The following is a 19,882-nucleotide window of genomic DNA, read 5'->3' as shown; positions in this document are numbered from 1 at the left end:
AGTGGTGATTGGATTGTTTACCATGGATGCAGCTGGTATTTTTGGCAAAAGCTTATTCAATGAAGAAGATTTATTGGCTGTTCTTGGCCGTATTCGTATATCCCACTTTCGCATTTTCCCAAGAAGGGGAGGAACCAATCGTGATTTTGATTTCCTTAGACGGTTTCAGATATGACTATGTGGAGCGTTTTCAACCTGAGAATTTGGGAAGATTTATAGCAGCAGGTGCAGCAGCAGAGAGCATGATGCCTTCTTTTCCCAGCAAGACCTTTCCCAATCATTATACCATTGCCACCGGGTTGAAGCCGGAGCACCACGGTCTGGTGGATAATTCTTTTTATGATCCTGAGAAAGACCAAACTTACGGAATCGGTAAAACGGAGATAGTGCAAGATGGTTCTTGGTATGGAGGAACGCCCCTATGGGTACTGGCTGAGCAGAATAATATGAAAGCAGCAAGTTACTTTTTTGTAGGATCAGAGGCAGATGTACAGGGAGTCCGACCGAGTTATTATCATCCCTATGATGGGAGAGTAAGTAATTTGGCTCGAGTAACTGAGGTGTTCAAATGGCTGGAACTGCCGAAGAATGAGCGCCCACGGCTGATTACCCTTTATTTCTCGGATATGGATGATATTGGTCATCGCTATGGACCGAGTAATGACAAACAACTCAAAACCACCCTACAGCGACTGGATCATGTGTTGGGAGCCTTGTTTGAGGGTTTGAAAAGTTATGAGCTGGATATTAATGTGATTATCGTTTCAGATCATGGAATGATGGATGTACCGATGGGTCATTTCCTAAATTTAAGCGAGCTGACTAAGGATATTCCGGCTAGGATAGTTAATAATGGGGCTTTGGCACACCTCTACCTTGAGGATTCAAAAGACAAAGCAAAAGTGATTAGGCAACTGGAAAAATCTGATTTGCCCATTCACATCACAGATGTGGATCATAAAGAGAATTATCAGAATCTGATGTATAAAGACAGAATCGGAGACATCCTGATTATTCCTGATCGATATTATTATTTGGCTTGGGAGACCACATTAAAGCACCTTGATGAGAATGCAGAACGATTGGATACTGAGGTTTTCGGGGAACATGGTTTCAGCCCTGCGTACAAAGATATGCATGCTATTTTCTATGCCAATGGGCCGGCGTTTAAATCAGGCATTGAGATAGAGACTTTTCAAAACATACATGTGTATCCCTTGATTTGTAAAATTCTCGGTTTGCCGATTCCTGGCAATATTGATGGTAAATTGGAAGTGTTGGAGCCTATTCTAAAATAAAAAAGCAATGGAGAGAGTAGAAATCAGATCTAGGAAGGAAGTTGATTTTTTGGTCAGGAGATTTTATGATCAAATCAGGAAACACGATACATTGGGGCCTATTTTCAATAAAGTGGTTAAAGATTGGGAAACACATTTGATCCATTTAAGTGATTTTTGGGAAATGATACTTCTGCAAACTGGCCCAGGTGCAGGGAAGTTTAATCCCGTAAAAGTGCACAGGAATGTGGATGCGGAAGTGAACAACAGCATAGAACAAGCTCATTTTGGGAACTGGCTTGAACTGTGGTTTGGGACCATCGACCGGTATTTTGAAGGAGAAGTGGCAGATTACGCAAAGGAGCATGCAAGGAGAATGGCGCATATGCTTTTTATGCGGATCTGGGAAGCCAGAGAGAGATAGTTTCTGGTGTTCAGTCTCAGTTTTTAGGAATTGAGGAAGTAAAGTGTGTGAGGTAGAGGACACTATGGCACAAGGGTCTCATGACTAGTTCCCATTTTATTGCAAACTTCATGCTGCATCTTTAACTGATAGGAGTATGAAGACTCAAGTATTATAGGTCTAAGTCACCAGACTGAACCAGGTCAGCAAGCTAATTGACTACAGGAAAGTATCTCAGGATAATTGGTGGATTATTTTTAGCTTGAAGGATCCTTAACACTATCTCAAAACCATGAAAAATATCTCAATACTTCTACTTTTTGTCTCTGCTTCATTCTTCGCCCAAAGTCAAACCAAAAATCTCTTTGATGGAAAAAGCCTAGCTGGTTGGTATATGGATGTTCCCGACCTTGAGGCAGACAGCTCTCTGAGAATTCCATTTGTTATCCGGGACGGACTTCTGGTTAGTTTGGGCACTCCTCAAGGTCACTTGATTTCAGAGGCTGAGTATGATAATTACACGCTGGAACTTGATTACAGATTTGCGGGAAAACCAGGCAACTGCGGGATTTTGGTACACGCATCTACACCCCGGGCTTTGTATGATATGTTTCCCAAATCTATAGAAGTGCAACTCATGCACAGCAATGCAGGGGATTTTTGGTGTATCCAGCAAAACATTGAAGTGGAGGATATGGAGGCCAGACGTGGTCCAAAAGAAAACTGGGGTGTAAATGGCAAGAAGGAAAGACGAATCAAAAATCTAACGGATGACTCGGAGAAGCCGCTTGGTGAGTGGAATCATATCAAGATCACCTGTGACGCAGATAAAGTGACTGTCTGGCTGAATGGAGATCTGGTCAATGATGGGTTCAATGCAACAGCTACCCGCGGGAAAATCGCCTTGCAGGCAGAGGGGGCAGAGGTGGAGTTTAAGAATATTCTGCTTACGGAGTTATAAGGAGAACTGTTGACAATCAGCTGGCTGGTTTTTTCTAAGCTATAACCCTTTTGCCTGTTCTGTTTACTGCTAAACTTAATTTTATTTTCCATGTTGTATTAGATTAAATTGCCTAGAGAAAATCATTACCAACATTCGAATGGTCTGGAAAAAAGAGAAAACGGAGGAACAACTGGCGAAGGAGCTGCAGAAGGAAATTGATAATGAATTAAAGAACCCCAAGTCTAAGAGTAGGGATTCGGCCAAAACCCATGGGGAAATTCTACGGGATCAGATTATAGATGCGCTTGAAGTCTACGATAAGCGTACCATCAGTCTTTTCACCAGTTCACTCACCGCAGGCTTGGAGATAGGTTTTAGTTACTTGATGCTATGTACACTTTATTTTTTTTTAATGGGGAAGATCGATTCCCATTCCATTATCCGGGTTATTTCGCTGGTTTACCCTTTGGGGTTTATTATGGTGGTCCTAGGTCAAAGCATACTATTCACAGAGCAGACGGCTTTATTGACTTTACCTGTTCTGAACAAGAAAAGGACTATGTTGAGTATGTTGAAGCTTTGGGGAATAGTGATTGCCGGAAACTTGGTAGGAGGGTTTATTATTTCAGCGATTTTACTGTGGCTGGGGCCGCATTTGGACATTTTCAATAATGAGGTCGTGGAGATCATCGCCCTTCACACCCTGCGAACAGAGCTTCCGGTAATATTGGTAAGCGCAATAGTAGCAGGATGGCTGATGGGTTTGCTGTCATGGCTGCTGGCATCATCCAGAGATACGATAAGTAGAATAGTGATGATCTATATGATCACTTCGGTGATGGCCTTCACAGGATTGCACCACAGTATTATTGGTAGTGTAGAAGTATTTTCCGGCATGTTGAGTTCACCAGAAATTTCACTTTTGGATTATCTTTCCTTTCAGGGGACGGCCTTGCTCGGCAATGCTTTTGGCGGGGCGATTTTCGTAGCATTATTGAAGTACCGGGCTTTTGTATTTAACATTAGCGCAAAACCTTGACTTAGGAAAAATTAACTTAGCATGTTAGTTTAAGCTATTTATCTTGGGGTATGAAAAGATTTTTACTTCCCCTCGTTTTAGTACTTTGTTATTTTTCATGCAGTCAGAAGGATAATGACACAGTCAAAGGTTCTGCTGATTTTCACCTGGAGATAGTTGACTCCATTAGGATTGATCGCCTTGGGTCTTTATGGATTCAGGATTATGATTCCATTAGCAGGCAGTATATCGCCGTCACAGAGAAAACGGATCAGGAGCTCATCGTATTCAACGATACAGGCGAGATCACTTCCGTGATTACTATAGCGCTGGAAGGGCCTAATGCAATTCATGGTATATTCTCATTATCATTTAGAAATTCGGAGATCAAGATTCTTGATTCCGATACCGGCTTTTATTCTTTGAATACAGATGGAGTTATCCAGTCCAAAATCTCCCTTCCTTATCCATATATGTTTATTGGTCCTGGTTTAGGAGGGGCTTTTAATTCTTTGGGAAATGAGATTGCTTACCTGAGACCTATCAATAGGGACAGCATCACTGGAGGAATGGAATGGATGGCTGAGGATCAATATACCAAACCAGTGCTGGAGGTGATGGATACGTTGTCCAGCGAAATCAGGAAAACCATGGCATTTCCCCAGACCTCTAGGTATGCTGATGGCAACTTTTATTTTTTTCCTTTCCCTACAGTGAAGAAATATGCTGATCGCTGGTATCTGTATTTTTGGAAGGAACTGAAATACTTCGTGTATAAGGAAGAGGGCGAGGAGTTGGTATTAGAGAAGACAGTTGACTTGGAGGCTTTAGATGCCGTGCTGCCAAAGCCACTTCCATTCAGCGAAGTAGGACAGTACTTAGAACTCACACATAGCATCAAGCCTGGGTATATCTTCCAGCTGTATCGTTATGCAGGAAAAACTATTGTGATTTATCGGAAAGGATTTCCAGAGGATCTGGTTCTGCAAAGTCAGGCGGATGAATCGGTAGAGCTTGTCGATAAGGATTTTGCGGCAGTCTTTGACGAGCAAAATAACTTAGTAATGAATGAAATAGAGCTTCCTGAGGGCTTAGTGTTTAGCAGTATGATTACAGAAAAGGGCGAAATTCTAGCTAAGAAGAATCAAGATTTCTTTGGGGTGGAAGAGGATTTTGTAGTGTACTATAAGCTGAAACTTTTAAATTAAGTGTATGAAAAAGTACACTGCTCTTATGTTGGTGCTTTGCAGCGGCATTTGTCTTGTGCAAAGCTGCGGATCAGACTCTGAATACATCACCACTCCTCAGGAATTGGTTTCTGACGGACAGTTGGTTTCACTGCAGATTGATAGCCAGACTTCCAATGTCAGCGGTGGTTTGGTGGCTTTTCAGGATGAAAATGGCAGCTGGCTGTTTAATGTAAACCAGGTTAATAATGAGATTCAGCTGTATAATCTTGATTCAAGGACTCTGGAAAAGCGTATGATCTTTGACCTGGAGGGACCAGAAGGAGTGGAATATATTTCGGGAATCCACGTGCACTCGATGGATAGTATTTTTCTGTTTGGCTATCCAATGCGCAATCTTAATCTGACTGACACAAGTGCGAAAATCAAGGCAAATTACAAATATGAACCCCCACTTGGATACACAGCCGCTTTTGTACACAATGCCCACTATAATTATTCCCCCATTCTGAGAGGGAATAAGTTATTGGTGAATGCAAAGTTTGAAAGTAATATACGGGAAGTTACGGATGATACACTTGCTTCAAAAAAGCTCAGTTATACGATTGACTTGAAGAGTTCCGAGGTAGGTCTCTTGCCAATCACATGGCCAAAAGGGTACAATGAATCTGGACCAAAACTTCTGGATTTTAGCATGGCTTCTGACGGAGTGAACTTGGTTTACTCGCTCGTGGCGGATCATACCCTTTATGTAACTGACTTAGATGGAAACTCCATAAAGACTGCAGATGCCAAAAGCCAGTTCGTAGATCAGAGTTTTCCTAGTTTTAATGAAGGCACGAATCAATTCAATACGATGAAATATGTGCTCGCCTCTGACCGCTACGAGCGCCTTTTGTATGACGAGTACCGCGGAGTGTTTTACCGTTTTGTTTTCCCTAAGGTAGAAGTAGAAAATGAGGAGGAAATCAATGAACTCAGAAGATTCCCCAGGAAGTTCGCCGTGATGATTTTGGACAAGGATCTGAATATGCTGGGAGAAACCCTGATGCCTGAAAACACCTACTACCCAGGGAATTCCTTTGTAGGAAAGGACGGCTTGTATATTTCCATCAGCCATCCTGATAATCCCAAAAATGAGGAAGATCTGATGAGTTTTGAAGTGTTTAAGCTGAGGGAACTGGAGTGATGGATTTTGGATGTCGGATGTCTGCCTCATCGTAAAGTTTAGCCAATCACATTCTAGTTTTACTCTTTCACAAAGCTTAAGATAGATTTGCTTAAGTTCAGAAGATTTGCCGTTTCGGTGATCTCCCTGCCTTCCAGGATAAATTTGGTATAGGGATTTGAACTTACATAAACCATGGAATCCCCGACCTCGGCGAGTGTATTAAATCCATTTGGATATAATTTTCTGCCTATGGGATACATCCATGCAAAGTACTTATAGTACGATAGTACGTGTTTGGCACCTTCCATCGGTTTCATACCTCCAGGCCGATAGGCGTATACGTTTTTGAATGGAAGCCTCTTCAGCTCATTCTCGGTTTTACCCTTCACTCTTGCCCAGTGGCTTTTCCCTTTTTCGGAACTGTCAGTTCCCTGTCCAGATACATAAGTGAAAGTCATCTCGGGATTTAGCTTGGCTAAAGTGGTGGCAAAGCTCAACGTCAATTCATAGGTGGTTTTCTCGTATTGCTCTTTACTGATCCCTAACGAAGATATTCCTGCGCAGAAAAAGCATGCGTCGTAGCCGATAAGTTGGTTTTCTACAGTGCTTAAGTCTATGAAATCAGAATGGATCAATTCTTCCAGTTTCGGATGTTGGTGACCGTTTGGCTTGCGGCTTATAGCCAAAACTTTTTCGACTTGCTGGTTTTCCAGACAGCGCTGCATCACGCCTTCTCCGACCATACCAGTTGTTCCTGTGATGATTATTTTCATATGATTATGTTTTGTCTTTTAAGGACCATATGGAATCTCGCATGCATTATAATCATCTCTGTGCGTCGTTTTCGACATGCTCGATTTCATAACATATGATTGTCCTTTATTATGCCCGATCCTTCGAATCCTCTTATGACATTTGTCTGGTGTCTGGTGTCCGATGCCCGGTGTAGCCGTATCGTAAGGTTTAGCAATTCCTTTAAATTTTAGCTGTATTTGATCGAAATGAGATGAGATAAAAGCAATATAGAAAGTGCTTAACACTAGATTCAAGCTACACCGGTCACCTGACATCGGACACCCAGCATCCGTCACTTCAGCTTCACCAGCGGATAATTCAATCCGTTCACCAGATTCTTCACCACCACGTACTTGTCGAGATTTCTGAAGAGCTCCGTAAGGTTGCGGAATCCATAGGATCTCGGATCAAAACTTGGGTCGATCTTTCTCAGAGAGGCACCGATCTTGGCAATGTGGATTTCCTCTTCCTCATCAGAGGAGATCTCAAAAGCCTTGTCTATAATACTCAGATCCAGTTCTGCGGTTTCCTTTTCCGGTTGTTCTTTTTTGATTTCCTCAGTCACCACCACATTCTTTCGAGTAGTACTGACCTGGGACTTCTCCACTTTTTTGGGAGCGGATTTTGGCTTTTCCTCAGGCAAAAGATTCTCGGCATAAGTGAATATCTCGCAGGATTGCACAAAGGCTTTGGGGGTAATTCTCCGCCCGATTCCCATCACAAACATGCCCTCTTCACGGATTCTTTTGGCTAAACCTGTGTAATCCGAATCTGATGAAACGATACAAAATCCATCCACACTATTGCTGTGGAGTATATCCATCGCATCGATGATCATAGAGCTGTCAGTGGAGTTTTTGCCGGTGGTGTAGGAGAATTTCTGAATGGGGCTGAAGGAATGTAGGTTGATCATTTCCTTCCAGCTATTCATATGAGGCGTGGTCCAATCTCCGTAAATTCTCCGGATGGTGGCTTTACCGTATTTGGAAACTTCTTCGAGTATTTCCTTGATCAATTTTGCCTGGGCATTGTCCCCGTCGATCAGAACGGCAATGTTGAATTTTTTGTCTTGCATGTATAAAACTAAAAGTTGTTGACCTTTAAGATAGCAATTTGTACGCCGAGGAGAGGAATTGAGAGATGAAAATCCTGTTTAAGTGAATTTATTAGAGTGGTCTGTGTCACAGACCACTCGTAAGTTTCAAACTAGACCTTAGCAAGTTGAATCTTCCCTTCGGATATAGGAATAGAGCAGAACACATATTTCCCGCCACTATCTGACATGACTTCCAATAAATTATTCCCCTCCTTTTTTATCAAGTTCGCCCCGTTCCAGTCATCTGGCAGATAAGTTTTGAAAGTCAACGGAACGTTATAAACCTTAGAATCCAAATCTGAGTTTAGTGTGATGCTAATTTTATTTCCCTCAAGTGTGGATCTGATTTTAGCAGCTTTTCTTTCCCGAATGTATTTGGTCACATCCCCAAATGTCGCAATCCATAGAGAATCCTCATTCCCTTTGAGATCCGCAAAATATTGGGTTAACTCCTCCCTCTTCAAGGGTTCCCATCCATAATCTTCAACGCCATGGATGACCAACACCAGCCAGATGTTATCATGTGCTATCACCGTATCCGTCCAGGCTTTCATCTGATCAATTCCCGTTGTGCTTAGTGCACCTCTTTGCCATTGAACATATTCATTGGTAGAGTTACCGGGAAGAGATTTACTGCCTCGGTTTATTTCGTCTAGCCAGTCTTCGGGCATCCTGTTTCTTAGTGCCGGATAAATTTTGTGCGCATATTCCATAACTCTTTCATTCTCTGTTCCATACGGGCCTTCGGCAGAAAATGTGGCTGCCTCTCCCATAAACCTCGCTAAGTCGGCTTTGCTTTGTTCCAACTCAAACAGCATGTTCGCATCATCAAGTACAGCAAGTCTTGGGTGGGTGACAGTGTGGGAGGAAATTTCATGCCCTTGCTTAGCATATGACTTATATTGCTCCCAGGTAGTGGAGTCTACCGGATTATTGTGAAAAACAACGTCATCAGTGTCTCTCATGCGGCCATTTCTTATTTTCTCATAGCCTTCATCTAGGAGTTGATAGGCTTCTTGCACTTTGCCAGCTTCGTAAAGTGACCCGACATTCGCGTGGTACTCCTCGGCTTCTGTATTTCCTGTGAAAGCAATCAAGGATGCTCTCTCAAAGAAGTTGGTAGAATCAGTTTTGAGAGTAGCCGTTTCAGCAATAATGGTATTTTGATCCCTACCTATGAATTTTCCTTTTGCTGATCCTTCTACTTTTCCAGTGATGATGAAAAAAGTTCCAGGAAGCCCAAGGCTGTCCATTATTGGTTTTGCGATAGTGAATTGGTTTATGATACCATCGTCATAAGTGATGGAAACCGCGCCATTTTTATCATTGGGCCACTTGGTGATTTCAGTTTTCTGCGACCAGTCCTTTTTTCGATCAGCACAAGAAAATGAGAAAAATAGTAAGATCAGAAATGCAGTAGAAATGGGGATCGATTTCATTTAGTTAAGAAAATTTAGAATTGGTTAGAGCATAAAAAGAGTCCGTCTTAGAAAGCTATTTGGCCTTAGGCTGAACGAAGGCGAAAGCTATTTAAGCTCAATACAGCCATATTTTTACTCCGCTCAACTTGACAAAATTATTGGTTAAATATTCTGTTTTTCAGTTATCTATCCTTGCAGATGTGCTTTGAAAAAACCTATTGTCCTTTCCCAGGATAAAGCAGCAGCAGCCTCATCGTAGCGGGGCGTGGTATTGTTGTGGAAACCATGATTGGTATCTGGATAGATAAATGCCTGATATTCTACTCCGTTTTCCTTCAGTACTTCCTCGTAGGCTGGCCAGCCGGCATTTACCCGCTCATCCAAACCTGCGTATTGCAGCATCAGTGGTGCTTTGATCTGGGCTGCTTCCTCGGTTGTAGGCTGACCTCCATAATAAGGAACTGCCGCGCCGAGGTCTGGAATCCGTACTGCCATCATATTGGCTATCCATCCACCGAAGCAGAAGCCAACCACACCCACTTCTCCCGTGCAGTTAGGATGGTTTTTCAGGTATTCATAAGCTGCGATAAAGTCCTCCAGCATTTCGTTTCGGTCTCTTTTGCTTTGCATTGCTCGTCCTTCATCGTCATTTCCGGGATAGCCGCCAAGAGGAGTCAGGGCATCAGGTGCCAAAGAGATAAATCCATCTACGGCAGTTCTTCTTCCTACGTCCTCGATGTAGGGATTAAGACCACGATTTTCGTGGACAACCACTACTCCCGGTACTTTGCCGGTAGTTCCCTGAGGGATGGAGAGCAGTCCTTTGATCTTGCCGCCGCCCTTAGGTGAATCATAGGTGATGTATTCGGATGCCAAGCGGGAATCTCCCGTCGCTATTGTGCGTGTGTCCCGGTAGTTTGGCATCATGGCACTCATAAGCGCTGCTACGGTAATCCCGCCCACGGCGTAGGCTGATAGCTTTTCTATAAAATCCCGGCGCTCGAGTTTGTTGTGTGCGTATGCATCATAGAGGTCAAAAACCTCCTGATTGATGTCTTCTTTTTTTAATTCCTTCATGGTTATGGTTTTATAGGGTTTGCTGTAATTTACTGATTTGCAAGAAGTAAATGAATTCGCTCGTGTAATTTATATTTACGCTGAGAGGTTCGTAAGGAAAATCCGAAGGATTGAAACTATTCGTAGCCGTCAATAAAGCCGAGGTATAGGGGGATGAATAGTTAGGCTCCTTCGGATCCCGTCCGAAATTTATTGAATTCATATGATTACAATTTGTCTTTTAAGGGCCACATGGAATCTCGCATGATGATTAATCATCCCGGTGTGTGTCGTTTTCGACATGCTCGATTTCATGTCACCATATTGAACGATAAATTATCTTTTGATTGGATTAGTTTAACCGTAGATAAGTGGATAATCACTTAAAACTTAACTATTCTTCCGAACTTGCACCTGCAAATCACTTCCCCTACATCTTGGCTTCGAAAGTTCTCTTTATCACCCCGCCGTTTACCCAGCTGAATACGCCATATCCTGCCACGGCTTACCTGAAAGGATACCTCAATCAGATCAGGGTGGCTTCCAATCAGGTGGATTTGGGAATTGAGGTGATTTTGAAGCTTTTTTCTAAAGAGGGGTTGAACAAAATCTTCCAGGAAATCCAGATAAATGAATCTGATCTGTCGGAGAATGCTGCCAGGATTGTGCGATTGAAAGCAAATTACCTGCAGACAATTGATCCGGTGATTGCTTTTCTTCAGGACAGAAATCCCACACTTGCATACCGTATTGCAGAAGGGGATTATTTGCCAGAAGCAAGCCGCTTTGAGCAATTGGATGATCTGGAGTGGGCATTTGGGACACTGGGAATCCGGGACAAAGCCCGGTATTTCGCCACGCTTTATCTGGAAGATATCGGGGACTTGATCACTGAGCAGATCGATCCTCACTTTGGTTTTAGCCGATACGCCGAGCGCTTGGGCATGTCTGCCAATTCTTTTGATGAAATGCATGAGGCACTTAATCAGGAATCGGGTTTAATCGATGAGTTACTCTATGCCTTGCTGGAGCAAAAAATCCAGAAGTTTCAGCCTACTTCGGTGGCTTTTTCCGTGCCTTTTCCCGGAAACCTATATGGCGCTTTCAAGTGCGGTTATTACCTGAAAAAGCATCATCCTGAACTGGTGCTTTGGATGGGGGGAGGCTACCCCAATACCGAATTGCGCTCACTTAAGGAGCCTCGTGTTTTTGATTACATTGACTTTATAGTCCTAGATGATGGAGAAGCCCCAATCAGGATTTTGCTAGATCATCTGGATGGAAAAATACCTGTTTCAGAATTGAAAAGAGCATTTACTCGAGTGGATGGTAAGGTTGTTTTTTGCAATAGCAATCCTGCCAAAGATGTCCCTCAGCGAGAAGTGGGCACTCCAGATTACAGTGATCTGCTGATCCGGGATTACCTTTCTGTGATAGAAGTAGCGAACCCCATGCACAGACTTTGGTCGGATGGCCGCTGGAATAAAATGACACTGGCACATGGCTGCTACTGGGGGAAATGCACTTTCTGTGACATTTCTCTGGATTACATCGGGAGATATGAGCCGATTACCGCGTCTATTCTTTGTGACCGCATCGAAGAGATTATTTCGCAGACGGGTGAAAATGGTTTTCACTTTGTGGATGAGGCGGCACCACCGGCTTTGATGCGGGACTTGGCTATAGAGATTCTCCGCCGTGGACTTTCTGTAGTCTGGTGGACGAATATCCGCTTTGAAAGCAGTTTCACAGCAGACCTTTGCCGACTTTTCCGTGCATCGGGGTGTATTGCCGTTTCTGGAGGCTTGGAAGTGGCTTCTGATCGGCTTTTAGAATTGATCAAAAAAGGAGTGACTGTCTCCCAGGTGGCCCAGGTGACGAATCATTTCACCCAGGCAGGAATCATGGTTCATGCCTATCTGATGTATGGTTTTCCTACTCAAACGGCCCAAGAGACAATAGATTCCCTGGAAATGGTCAGGCAGTTGATCCAGGCAGGAGTGATCCAATCGGGTTTCTGGCATCGATTTGCAATGACTGCGCACAGCCCCGTGGGATTAGATCCAAAAGCTTTCGGAGCAGTCAATCTCATGCCTACTGCAGGTTCTTTTGCCAACAATGATCTGCCTCATGATGATCCTACAGGAGCTGATCATGAGCTATTCGGTGAAGGGCTGCGCAAATCACTTTTCAACTACATGCATGGAGTCTGCTTTGATGTGCCTCTGCAGGATTGGTTTGATACCAAAGTCCCAAAGACTACGGTAGCGAAGAATTTCATCGCAAATGAAATCAGAAATGAGCCTATTCCAGAGTATAAGGATAGAAACAGAGTTTTGTGGATTGGTGCTCAGCCTGAGTTGAAGGTCTTCGAGGAAGATGGGATTTGTGAGTTAATTTTCTCAGGCAAAAAAGAAGACTTTGCTATGGAGCTTCCAATTGAATTAGGTCAGTGGGTAGTTGAAATGCTTCATAGGGTAGGCTATGGGCAAAACCTTCAAACTCTCAAACCGATCTGTGAAAGTTATGAATTGGCAATTGGAGATTTTGATGAATTACTGGAATCGGAGGTGTGGGAAATCCTGAGAGAGCATGGGTTATTGGTGTTTTAAAAAGATTTGATTATCCGCAAAAATGCAATTAGCCCTATTTCCTTACTAGAAGACCTAATAGGGTGATGGAAGTGGCATATAAGCGTTGAGCAAATCCCTAAGTATTTATCTTTTGAATGCATTTGATAAACATAACAAGATCAAATAAACGTTAACTTTTCCCCAGATTGGGAAATCGTTCTTGTCTCAAATCGGGATTTTCTTACTCAAAGGTTGCTTAGAAAAATCCAATAATCTTTCTAAAAGCTCGGTTTTTTGGGTTTGCCAATGTGTTTCCAAAATGATAATTGCTATGGCACAACTTGTGAATTGAAGCCATAGCAATAAGTTAAAACTTAAATTTTCCAAACATGAACAACCTTTTCAAAGGATTAATCGCTGGCTACGGAGCCTACAAACTAGGCGGAGGATGTCTAGGAACTATCCTCGTTTTCGTTCTGATTTTTTTCCTTTTGGGACAGTGTAGCTAATTTACTTAGCTACACTACACCTCCCATCTGTGGATCTGATATGCTGTCTTTACCAGTTTCCAGTCTTCCGGCGTAAGTGATTTTTAGATCTGGACTTTCCTTGGCAGAGAGGTTGATTTCATACCAGCCCCGGGATTTCTTAGTGTTCATTTGCAGGGTTTTTTCTGCTCCGGTAGGAAGTTTAAAGCTCTCTTTTAATTTTAGATATACCTCGTCATTGACTAAAAAGATTTGCTCAGTTGTGGAGGTGTTTTTGATTACCAGCACTAACTCGTCCTTTACATTGTTGTTTTTAAAAATTGGTTTCACATGTATTTGAATTGCAGTATTAGGAGAATAGCCTTTAAATTCCCTGTAGAACCCGTTTGGCCCATATACCCGTAGATGAGGTATTCCATTTTCGAATTCTTCAATAGGCCATTCATAGGAAATACTATCACCTGACTTCACTGCAAACGCCCAGGTTTTCACCGGTTCAAAAGCTTTTGTTTTTGGATTAAGGTAGTTTCCGGGAGCATACACATTGAACCCTGAGCCCAATGCATCCTTTCCGAAAATTTCTTGTGAGGAAGTGAAGGTGATGATAAACTTCTTGCCATCGGGACTGAGTTTTCCATCTGCATGCAGGTCATATTTCAGTCCATTAGAAGGCTTGGTTCCGGTTTCTTGCTTAGGAAAGACCGAAGAGCTACCTGGATTTTGTGCTTCTCTTTTGGCTTCTGCTTCGGATAGTTTTATGAAATTGGTGGGTATATTTTTGAATTTTGCGTTGTAGATCTGCTTTATAAGTTTTTCCTGGTTTACAGGTTTCGCATGTTTGATTTTCTCACCATTGTATGGTCTGAATGCTGAGGTCAGATCACCGCTTACAGTTCTTCTCCATGAGCTGATATTTGTTTCTTTGATGCTTTTCCCCGTCTTTTTTGAAAGAAATTTTTCCAAAAACTGTATCGTAGAAGTGATGTCACAGACTTCTGAATTCACCCATCCACCCCTTGACCATGGAGAGGCGATGATTAAAGGAACTCTATATCCTAATCCTACCGGACTTGTTCTTGTCTCTTCAGGTTTGAAGCCTGCTTTCAATTCCTCTTCGGCGGTTACAAATTCTCCTACACTGGAAAGTCCATCTGATAGTTTACCATTTAGTTCTTGGGGATGTGGTGGCACGAAAGGGGGGATGTGATCGAAATAGCCATCATTCTCATCGTAATTGATGATAAATATCGTTTTCTTCCATATTTCAGGATCTTCAGTCAGTATATTCATCACTTCCGAAGCATACCATGCACCATACCAAGGAGCACTGGGATGGTCAGAGAATTTCTGGGGAGCGACCAGCCAGGTGACAGTAGGCAAAGTCCCTTCCTTTACATCCTTTCGGAATTGGTAAAGAATATCTCCCTTGGGAATCAGGGTCTCCCGATCCTCGCCATTTTCCTGATAGCTGAGCTTTTCAGTTTGGTGATAATCCGGATCACCGGTATTAGTTTGGAAAGCCTTTTTATGAAGGTTTTTAGAATTATCAGAGAGTTTTTCGAACTCTTCGGCATTCCATTTTTCCAAGTAAACTTCCATGTAAGCCAGGCTATCTTCCTTTTCCTTCAGTTCCTTTTGCAATTCCTCTAGATTGGTAGGATTGCTGGCGATAGTCACTTTTAATGCCGCGATTTCGGAAGGCAGTTCTTTTTGTCTTTTTTGGAGAAAAAGATAATGCTCGGGATGAAAACGCACCCCAAACTGAGAAAACCACTCCAGGTTGTTGTCGGTGAAGTTTGCCAAAAGCGCTTCAGCCTCACCTTCCAATTCTGTCGTGATACTGATTTCATTCTGATAGACTTTCCAGGAGATATCGTTTTCCTCCAGCAGCTCTGGGAAAGTTCTCCAATTCCCTTCTTTTGTATACGTCAATTCTCCATTTCTGACTTTGGGTTTTTCTCCGTCTGCTCCATGGGTTTTGCCTGTCCAGAAATAGCTTCTGTTTGTAGTGGTACCTGTGAGTGCTGCACAAAAGTGCTGGTCACACACCGTGAAAGCATCTGCCAACGCATAGTAAAAAGGTAAATCCTCGCGGTTATAAAAGCCCATGGTCAGCGGAAGATTGTAATATTCTTTTCCCGGTCGTTTAGCCTCTATCCAATTATTGTACTTGCCATCGCTTCTGGCATCCACTTGATTTTCCCAAGAATGTGGCGTTCCACTCATCCAGGTGGCCTTGGTGTCTTTGATGTCAAAGCGAAAAGGGGCAAAGCGATTTCCGTTTTTGTCTGGCTGAAGCCAAACCGGGTTATTATCAGGAAGAGAGATTGCCCGCGGATCGTTGAATCCACGTACACCTCTCATGGTGCCGAAGCAATGATCGAAAGATCTGTTTTCCTGCATCAGCATGATCACGTGCTCTGCATGATAAAAAGTCGTTCCCTGAGCAGCTGGGATAGCCATGGCGCGCTGTACTGCCATTGGCATGGAACTCCAGATACTTGCTCCGCCGGTAACCAAAGCTGCTTTCTTTAAAAATTCTCTCCTTGAATCGCTCATATACTCAGTTTTATGGATTAAGTATAGGGACTTTTTGGGATATTGGAAGCTTTTCTGGGATTTCCTTTTTGTTATGGTTTTGCATCAAATACCCAAGTGAAACGCTTTCAGAGCGTTGAGATTTCTTGTGGCATGAGGAGATAATTGTGTTTTCTCAAAATGCAATAGAAGACAGTGGTTTTGACAAAATACCAAATGCACACATCCTATTTTCCAGACGCCTTTTAGGAATAATCATATCAGTACGGAATACATTCCTTCAGAATTTTTATAAGAGGATAAGGAAGAAACAAGTAAAAATCTTCATTGATTACCGGGTTTTTGTCATGAGTATAATCCCCGTAGACCAGTTCATCCTCGTAAAGGTGAAGTCCTTCAGGTTCTCCAGCTTTTCTACTAATGCAAGAGCTTTTTCTGCGTGACCCTCTGGCCAATTTGGCTGAGGATCCATGTCATCGATGATATACATCCCGCCAACTTTAAGCAAAGCTAGAACTTCCCCTAATTCACTGTATTTGCCAGGCCAGGTATCTGCAAAAATCAGATCAAATTTGTTTTTCGAATTATTTTTGAGCCAGGTTGCACCATCCTGGCAAAGGATATTCACACGGGGATCAAGTGTAAAAAAAGAATTTACTATTTCGGTAAGCTTGGGATCATTGTCAATGGAAGTAATTGTCCCGCCATCATCCATTCCATCTACCATCCAAGAAAGGGAAAGGCCAATTCCCGTTCCTAATTCAAGGAAATTTCCATTAGGTTTACCGGCAACCAACGTTTTCAAAAGAGAGCCTACACCTAAGTCGGCGGGCATTGTAAATCCGATTTCCAGACATTTCTCCAACAGTTTTTTGTAGTTACCAGGAACACTCTCAGCTGGATTCATTTAGATTTTCAGTAAATAGGAAAAAGGCCGTTTTCACGGCCTTAAGTTAGTAGGTGTACTTTACAAAAACTCTTTTTTCCAAACTTTGATCGTCTGGATTTATCATTGGAGGTGCTGCCGCTGCATCAGCACTGGAACGCATCATTTCCATTTTTGCATAGGGACGAACTATAGGCTGTGTTTCTAAAGAAACTCTATGAACGTGGATTGATTTAATATTTAAAGTCTTTGCAATCAACAAGGCTCGGCTCTCTGCATTTTTCAAAGCTTCGGCAAGCAGTTCGTCCTCAAGTGATTTTTGCGTGGCTTCTGAAATCTGGAAATGCAAATTGAAACTCATGTCTCCTGCCCCCTGAATGGACTCTACGATTTTTTGCAAATCCTCATTTTTACTATTTGTGATCACCTGTAATGTTTGTCGTGCAACATATCCTGAGTCACGGGACTCTCCACTTCTATAAACCCGATTGACATCTACAGAGTAATTGTCAGCAATTAATTTATAATCCTTGATTTTGGCTTTCTTCAAGGCATCTGCAAGCTTCTGCGTTTTTTTGTTTAAAACTGCGACGGCATCGGAGACTTTCATTGCTTTTTCTTCCAAGTTAATCTGAAAATTGGCTTCATCGGGAGCTATCTTCCGCTCGCTAAATCCCTCCACTTCAATCAATGGAACGGTCATATTGTCCTGAGAAAAAACGGGAACGGCTAATAATAAGGTAAATACAATAGTTAAATAATTTTTCATGTGCGTGTTTGGTTTAGTTCTGCAGATAAATATTCAAAATCGAAGCCAGTTTTGGAGAAGAACGATTCAGTTAAGAGAAATTAAGGAAATGAAGATTGCTTGGTATTTCCAATACGGTCCCAATATATCCCATCAATTACTTCATTGGGCAAGAAAATCCGAAATCAACTATCAGAAACCTGAAATCGTTACTTCCAATCCAGCACTTCCATGTCATTCAGCTCCGGCCCGCCACCTCTTTTTGCACTGCCTGCTGCTACGTAAAGTTTGCCTTTGTAGTAAATGACTCCTGTGCCGTGTCTACCTTGATTTAGATCTGGCAGTTTCGACCATTTGCCATTTCTTGTGTCGAGAATCTCCACTTCAGCATGCGAAGCCTCCTGCACTGTGCTTTCTCCGTTCATGACAAGCAAATAAGGTCCTTTTCCGATGGAAGAAGTTCCACCTCTTGGAGTCGGCAAACCTGCTTCCACTGTATTCCAAGTGTTTGTTTTAAAGTCAAAGAAGTCCACTTCCGAGATCACCAGATCCAATACTTTCCCAATTTCAGCATGGGAAGTTCTCCCTCCCGCAGCGTAAACTTTGTCATCAACCAATACAGCTCCGAAGTGATCCCGTGGTCTAGGTGCGTCGGGCAGGATTTTCCACTCACCCGTTTTAGTATCATATTCATCAAACCAAGGCACAAAGTCTGCGTAGTGCCCATCGACGATTCCGCACACCATATAGATCTTGTCGCCTCTGGTCAAGACTCCTGCTGAACCTCTGCGTCTATCTTCTGGGATTTCTGCACCTTCGCGCCAGGTATTTGTCTTTGGGTTGAAAATCAAAAAATGTGTCAACGGTGTTTCATGTGGATATCCCCCAGTCAAGGCTCCGATCACATAGATTTCATTTTTGAATGAGATGGCTTGAAAATGATGGAATTCCATCGGCGGCATCGCTAAAGTATTCCATGTTTTGGTCTTTGGATCATATTCTTCGATAGGCTTTATACCTCTTCCTCCAAGCAGGTAAAACTTCCCATCACATTCAACAAATGAATTTTCATGCCGAGGAAGAGGGTGATTGGCTGTTTCAACAGTAGTCCAGTGCTCCTTGGATTGAGAGAAACCTATAAAAGTTAAGAAGGAAAAGACAACAATAAAAAGGTGTTTCATGGGTTTGGAGTTAGGTTTATTGAGAATGAAATTACGGAATTTTAATCTTAAAAGTTAATGCGAATTCTTGATTACGTTACTCAGGTTTTTTATGTTACTAGGTAGAATCAAGAATATATGGAGTTTGCCGTTTAACATAGTGATGGTTGTAAAATCCTCTCTGTTTTCTATGGCTAAACTATCATTAAAAAACGCTATTTGCATTCCTACAAATTGCGTTTAGTTATATCCCGATTTCCAAAATCAACTTATTTTCCCAAATCCAGGATATCTTTGATCTTATTGATTTCTGCCATTTCATCGGACAGTCCAGCCCCATCATTTGCAGCAATTTTTTCCCTGAAAGCTATCAAATTGGATATATAACCATCCAAAGCAGAAAGGATATTATCTTTGTTCTCAGTTAAAATCGGAGCCCACATTGCCGGACTTGATTTGGCCAAGCGTACAGTAGAAGCAAATCCTGAGCCGGCCATGTCTAGAATATTTTTCTCATCCTCCATTTTCTGCAACACGGTTTTGCCAAGCATGAAAGAGGAAATATGGGAAAGGTGTGACACAAAGGCCAAATGGCGGTCATGCTCCTCAGGATCCATAAATCTCAGCTTAAGGTTTAGCGCATCAAAAAGTTCGTAAGCCTTTTCCTTGAGTTGTAATTCAGTTTTTTCCAGTTCGCAGATGATCAAAACTTTACGGTCCAGCAAGTTTCTCAATGCAGCTTTCGGCCCTGAATACTCTGTTCCCGCGATGGGGTGAGCTGCCAGATATTGCTTTCTTTTGGGATGATCTGCTACGATAGCACAAAGTCTGGCTTTGGTAGATCCCACATCAAAAACCAAGGTGTGCTCCCCAATTTGATCAAGCGTTTTCAAAAGTAAGTCACCCAAAGAATCAGCTGGAGTAGCCAGAATGACAATATCGGTGTCAGTGTCAGGAATGTCTTTAGTTTCCTGGATGATCCCTAGATTTAGTGCGTCCTGAACATTCTTTTCGTCTGCGTCCGAACCTGTGATTATAATCTCAGGGAATTTATCCTTTGCTGCCAAAGCAAATGAACCTCCAAGAAGTCCAAGTCCTACAATGTGTAATTTCTTCATTACT

Annotated in this window: 17 protein-coding genes; 7 read left to right on the top strand and 10 right to left on the bottom strand. The window is 42.5% G+C overall.

Annotated elements, in window-relative coordinates; genetic code table 11:
• The first annotated feature begins 59 nt into the window (after nucleotides 1-59).
• The 6 genes from AS141_RS14400 to AS141_RS14375 all read left to right on the top strand — a co-directional run bounded on the left by AS141_RS14400 (nucleotide 60) and on the right by AS141_RS14375 (nucleotide 6,017).
• Nucleotides 60-1,298 carry an alkaline phosphatase family protein gene (locus tag AS141_RS14400; RefSeq protein ID WP_057938366.1) on the top strand — a complete coding sequence of 413 codons (1,239 nt, stop codon included), beginning with the start codon at nucleotides 60-62 and terminating at the stop codon, nucleotides 1,296-1,298.
• Nucleotides 1,299-1,305: 7 nt separating this feature from the next.
• Nucleotides 1,306-1,701 (top strand): group III truncated hemoglobin, encoded by a 396-nt coding sequence (locus AS141_RS14395; RefSeq protein WP_057938365.1) that lies wholly within the window; start codon nucleotides 1,306-1,308, stop codon nucleotides 1,699-1,701.
• Between the two features lie 271 nt (nucleotides 1,702-1,972).
• Nucleotides 1,973-2,641 carry a 3-keto-disaccharide hydrolase gene (locus AS141_RS14390; protein WP_057938364.1) on the top strand — a complete coding sequence of 223 codons (669 nt, stop codon included), beginning with the start codon at nucleotides 1,973-1,975 and terminating at the stop codon, nucleotides 2,639-2,641.
• A gap of 139 nt (nucleotides 2,642-2,780) precedes the next feature.
• Nucleotides 2,781-3,662: a formate/nitrite transporter family protein gene (locus AS141_RS14385; RefSeq protein WP_057938363.1), complete on the top strand. Its 882-nt coding sequence runs from the start codon at nucleotides 2,781-2,783 to the stop codon at nucleotides 3,660-3,662.
• Between the two features lie 50 nt (nucleotides 3,663-3,712).
• Nucleotides 3,713-4,849 (top strand): hypothetical protein, encoded by a 1,137-nt coding sequence (locus AS141_RS14380; RefSeq protein ID WP_057938362.1) that lies wholly within the window; start codon nucleotides 3,713-3,715, stop codon nucleotides 4,847-4,849.
• Between the two features lie 4 nt (nucleotides 4,850-4,853).
• Nucleotides 4,854-6,017, top strand: coding sequence for a DUF4221 family protein (locus AS141_RS14375; RefSeq protein ID WP_082632300.1), 1,164 nt, complete (start codon nucleotides 4,854-4,856; stop codon nucleotides 6,015-6,017).
• Between the two features lie 59 nt (nucleotides 6,018-6,076).
• Here AS141_RS14375 and AS141_RS14370 read toward each other — a convergent pair whose 3' ends face one another.
• The 5 genes from AS141_RS14370 to AS141_RS26600 form a co-directional block, all read right to left on the bottom strand.
• Nucleotides 6,077-6,772 (bottom strand): NAD-dependent epimerase/dehydratase family protein, encoded by a 696-nt coding sequence (locus AS141_RS14370; protein WP_057938360.1) that lies wholly within the window; start codon nucleotides 6,770-6,772, stop codon nucleotides 6,077-6,079.
• A 314-nt stretch (nucleotides 6,773-7,086) separates the two neighbouring features.
• Nucleotides 7,087-7,869 carry an NYN domain-containing protein gene (locus tag AS141_RS14365; RefSeq protein ID WP_057938359.1) on the bottom strand — a complete coding sequence of 261 codons (783 nt, stop codon included), beginning with the start codon at nucleotides 7,867-7,869 and terminating at the stop codon, nucleotides 7,087-7,089.
• 131 nt (nucleotides 7,870-8,000) lie between these two features.
• Nucleotides 8,001-9,329 carry a polysaccharide deacetylase family protein gene (locus AS141_RS14360; protein WP_057938358.1) on the bottom strand — a complete coding sequence of 443 codons (1,329 nt, stop codon included), beginning with the start codon at nucleotides 9,327-9,329 and terminating at the stop codon, nucleotides 8,001-8,003.
• A gap of 168 nt (nucleotides 9,330-9,497) precedes the next feature.
• Complete coding sequence (locus AS141_RS14355) at nucleotides 9,498-10,388, bottom strand: dienelactone hydrolase family protein (RefSeq protein ID WP_057938357.1); 891 nt, start codon at nucleotides 10,386-10,388, stop codon at nucleotides 9,498-9,500.
• A 10-nt stretch (nucleotides 10,389-10,398) separates the two neighbouring features.
• Nucleotides 10,399-10,590, bottom strand: coding sequence for a hypothetical protein (locus tag AS141_RS26600; protein ID WP_157243481.1), 192 nt, complete (start codon nucleotides 10,588-10,590; stop codon nucleotides 10,399-10,401).
• A 214-nt stretch (nucleotides 10,591-10,804) separates the two neighbouring features.
• On the opposite strand from AS141_RS26600, the gene AS141_RS14350 reads away from it, so the two are divergent.
• A complete protein-coding gene (locus AS141_RS14350) occupies nucleotides 10,805-12,979 on the top strand; it encodes a B12-binding domain-containing radical SAM protein (RefSeq protein WP_057938437.1) in 2,175 nt (724 codons plus the stop codon).
• Between the two features lie 479 nt (nucleotides 12,980-13,458).
• Here the strand turns inward: AS141_RS14350 and AS141_RS14345 are convergent, their stop codons facing one another.
• The 5 genes from AS141_RS14345 to AS141_RS14325 all read right to left on the bottom strand — a co-directional run bounded on the left by AS141_RS14345 (nucleotide 13,459) and on the right by AS141_RS14325 (nucleotide 19,878).
• Nucleotides 13,459-15,987 carry a phosphocholine-specific phospholipase C gene (locus tag AS141_RS14345; protein WP_057938356.1) on the bottom strand — a complete coding sequence of 843 codons (2,529 nt, stop codon included), beginning with the start codon at nucleotides 15,985-15,987 and terminating at the stop codon, nucleotides 13,459-13,461.
• 310 nt (nucleotides 15,988-16,297) lie between these two features.
• Nucleotides 16,298-16,873 (bottom strand): O-methyltransferase, encoded by a 576-nt coding sequence (locus tag AS141_RS14340; RefSeq protein WP_057938355.1) that lies wholly within the window; start codon nucleotides 16,871-16,873, stop codon nucleotides 16,298-16,300.
• Between the two features lie 46 nt (nucleotides 16,874-16,919).
• Nucleotides 16,920-17,621, bottom strand: coding sequence for an SIMPL domain-containing protein (locus tag AS141_RS14335; protein ID WP_082632299.1), 702 nt, complete (start codon nucleotides 17,619-17,621; stop codon nucleotides 16,920-16,922).
• Nucleotides 17,622-17,809: 188 nt separating this feature from the next.
• Nucleotides 17,810-18,781, bottom strand: coding sequence for a Kelch repeat-containing protein (locus AS141_RS14330; protein ID WP_057938353.1), 972 nt, complete (start codon nucleotides 18,779-18,781; stop codon nucleotides 17,810-17,812).
• A gap of 248 nt (nucleotides 18,782-19,029) precedes the next feature.
• Nucleotides 19,030-19,878, bottom strand: a complete 849-nt coding sequence (locus AS141_RS14325; protein WP_057938352.1) for a prephenate dehydrogenase — start codon at nucleotides 19,876-19,878, stop codon at nucleotides 19,030-19,032.
• Nucleotides 19,879-19,882 lie beyond the last annotated feature (4 nt).

This window comes from Algoriphagus resistens (genome assembly GCF_001442615.1).
GTDB classification, from domain to species: Bacteria; Bacteroidota; Bacteroidia; order Cytophagales; family Cyclobacteriaceae; genus Algoriphagus; species Algoriphagus resistens.
Note: the sequence above shows the minus strand (reverse complement) of the source record. Positions and strands in the feature narration are given on the sequence as shown.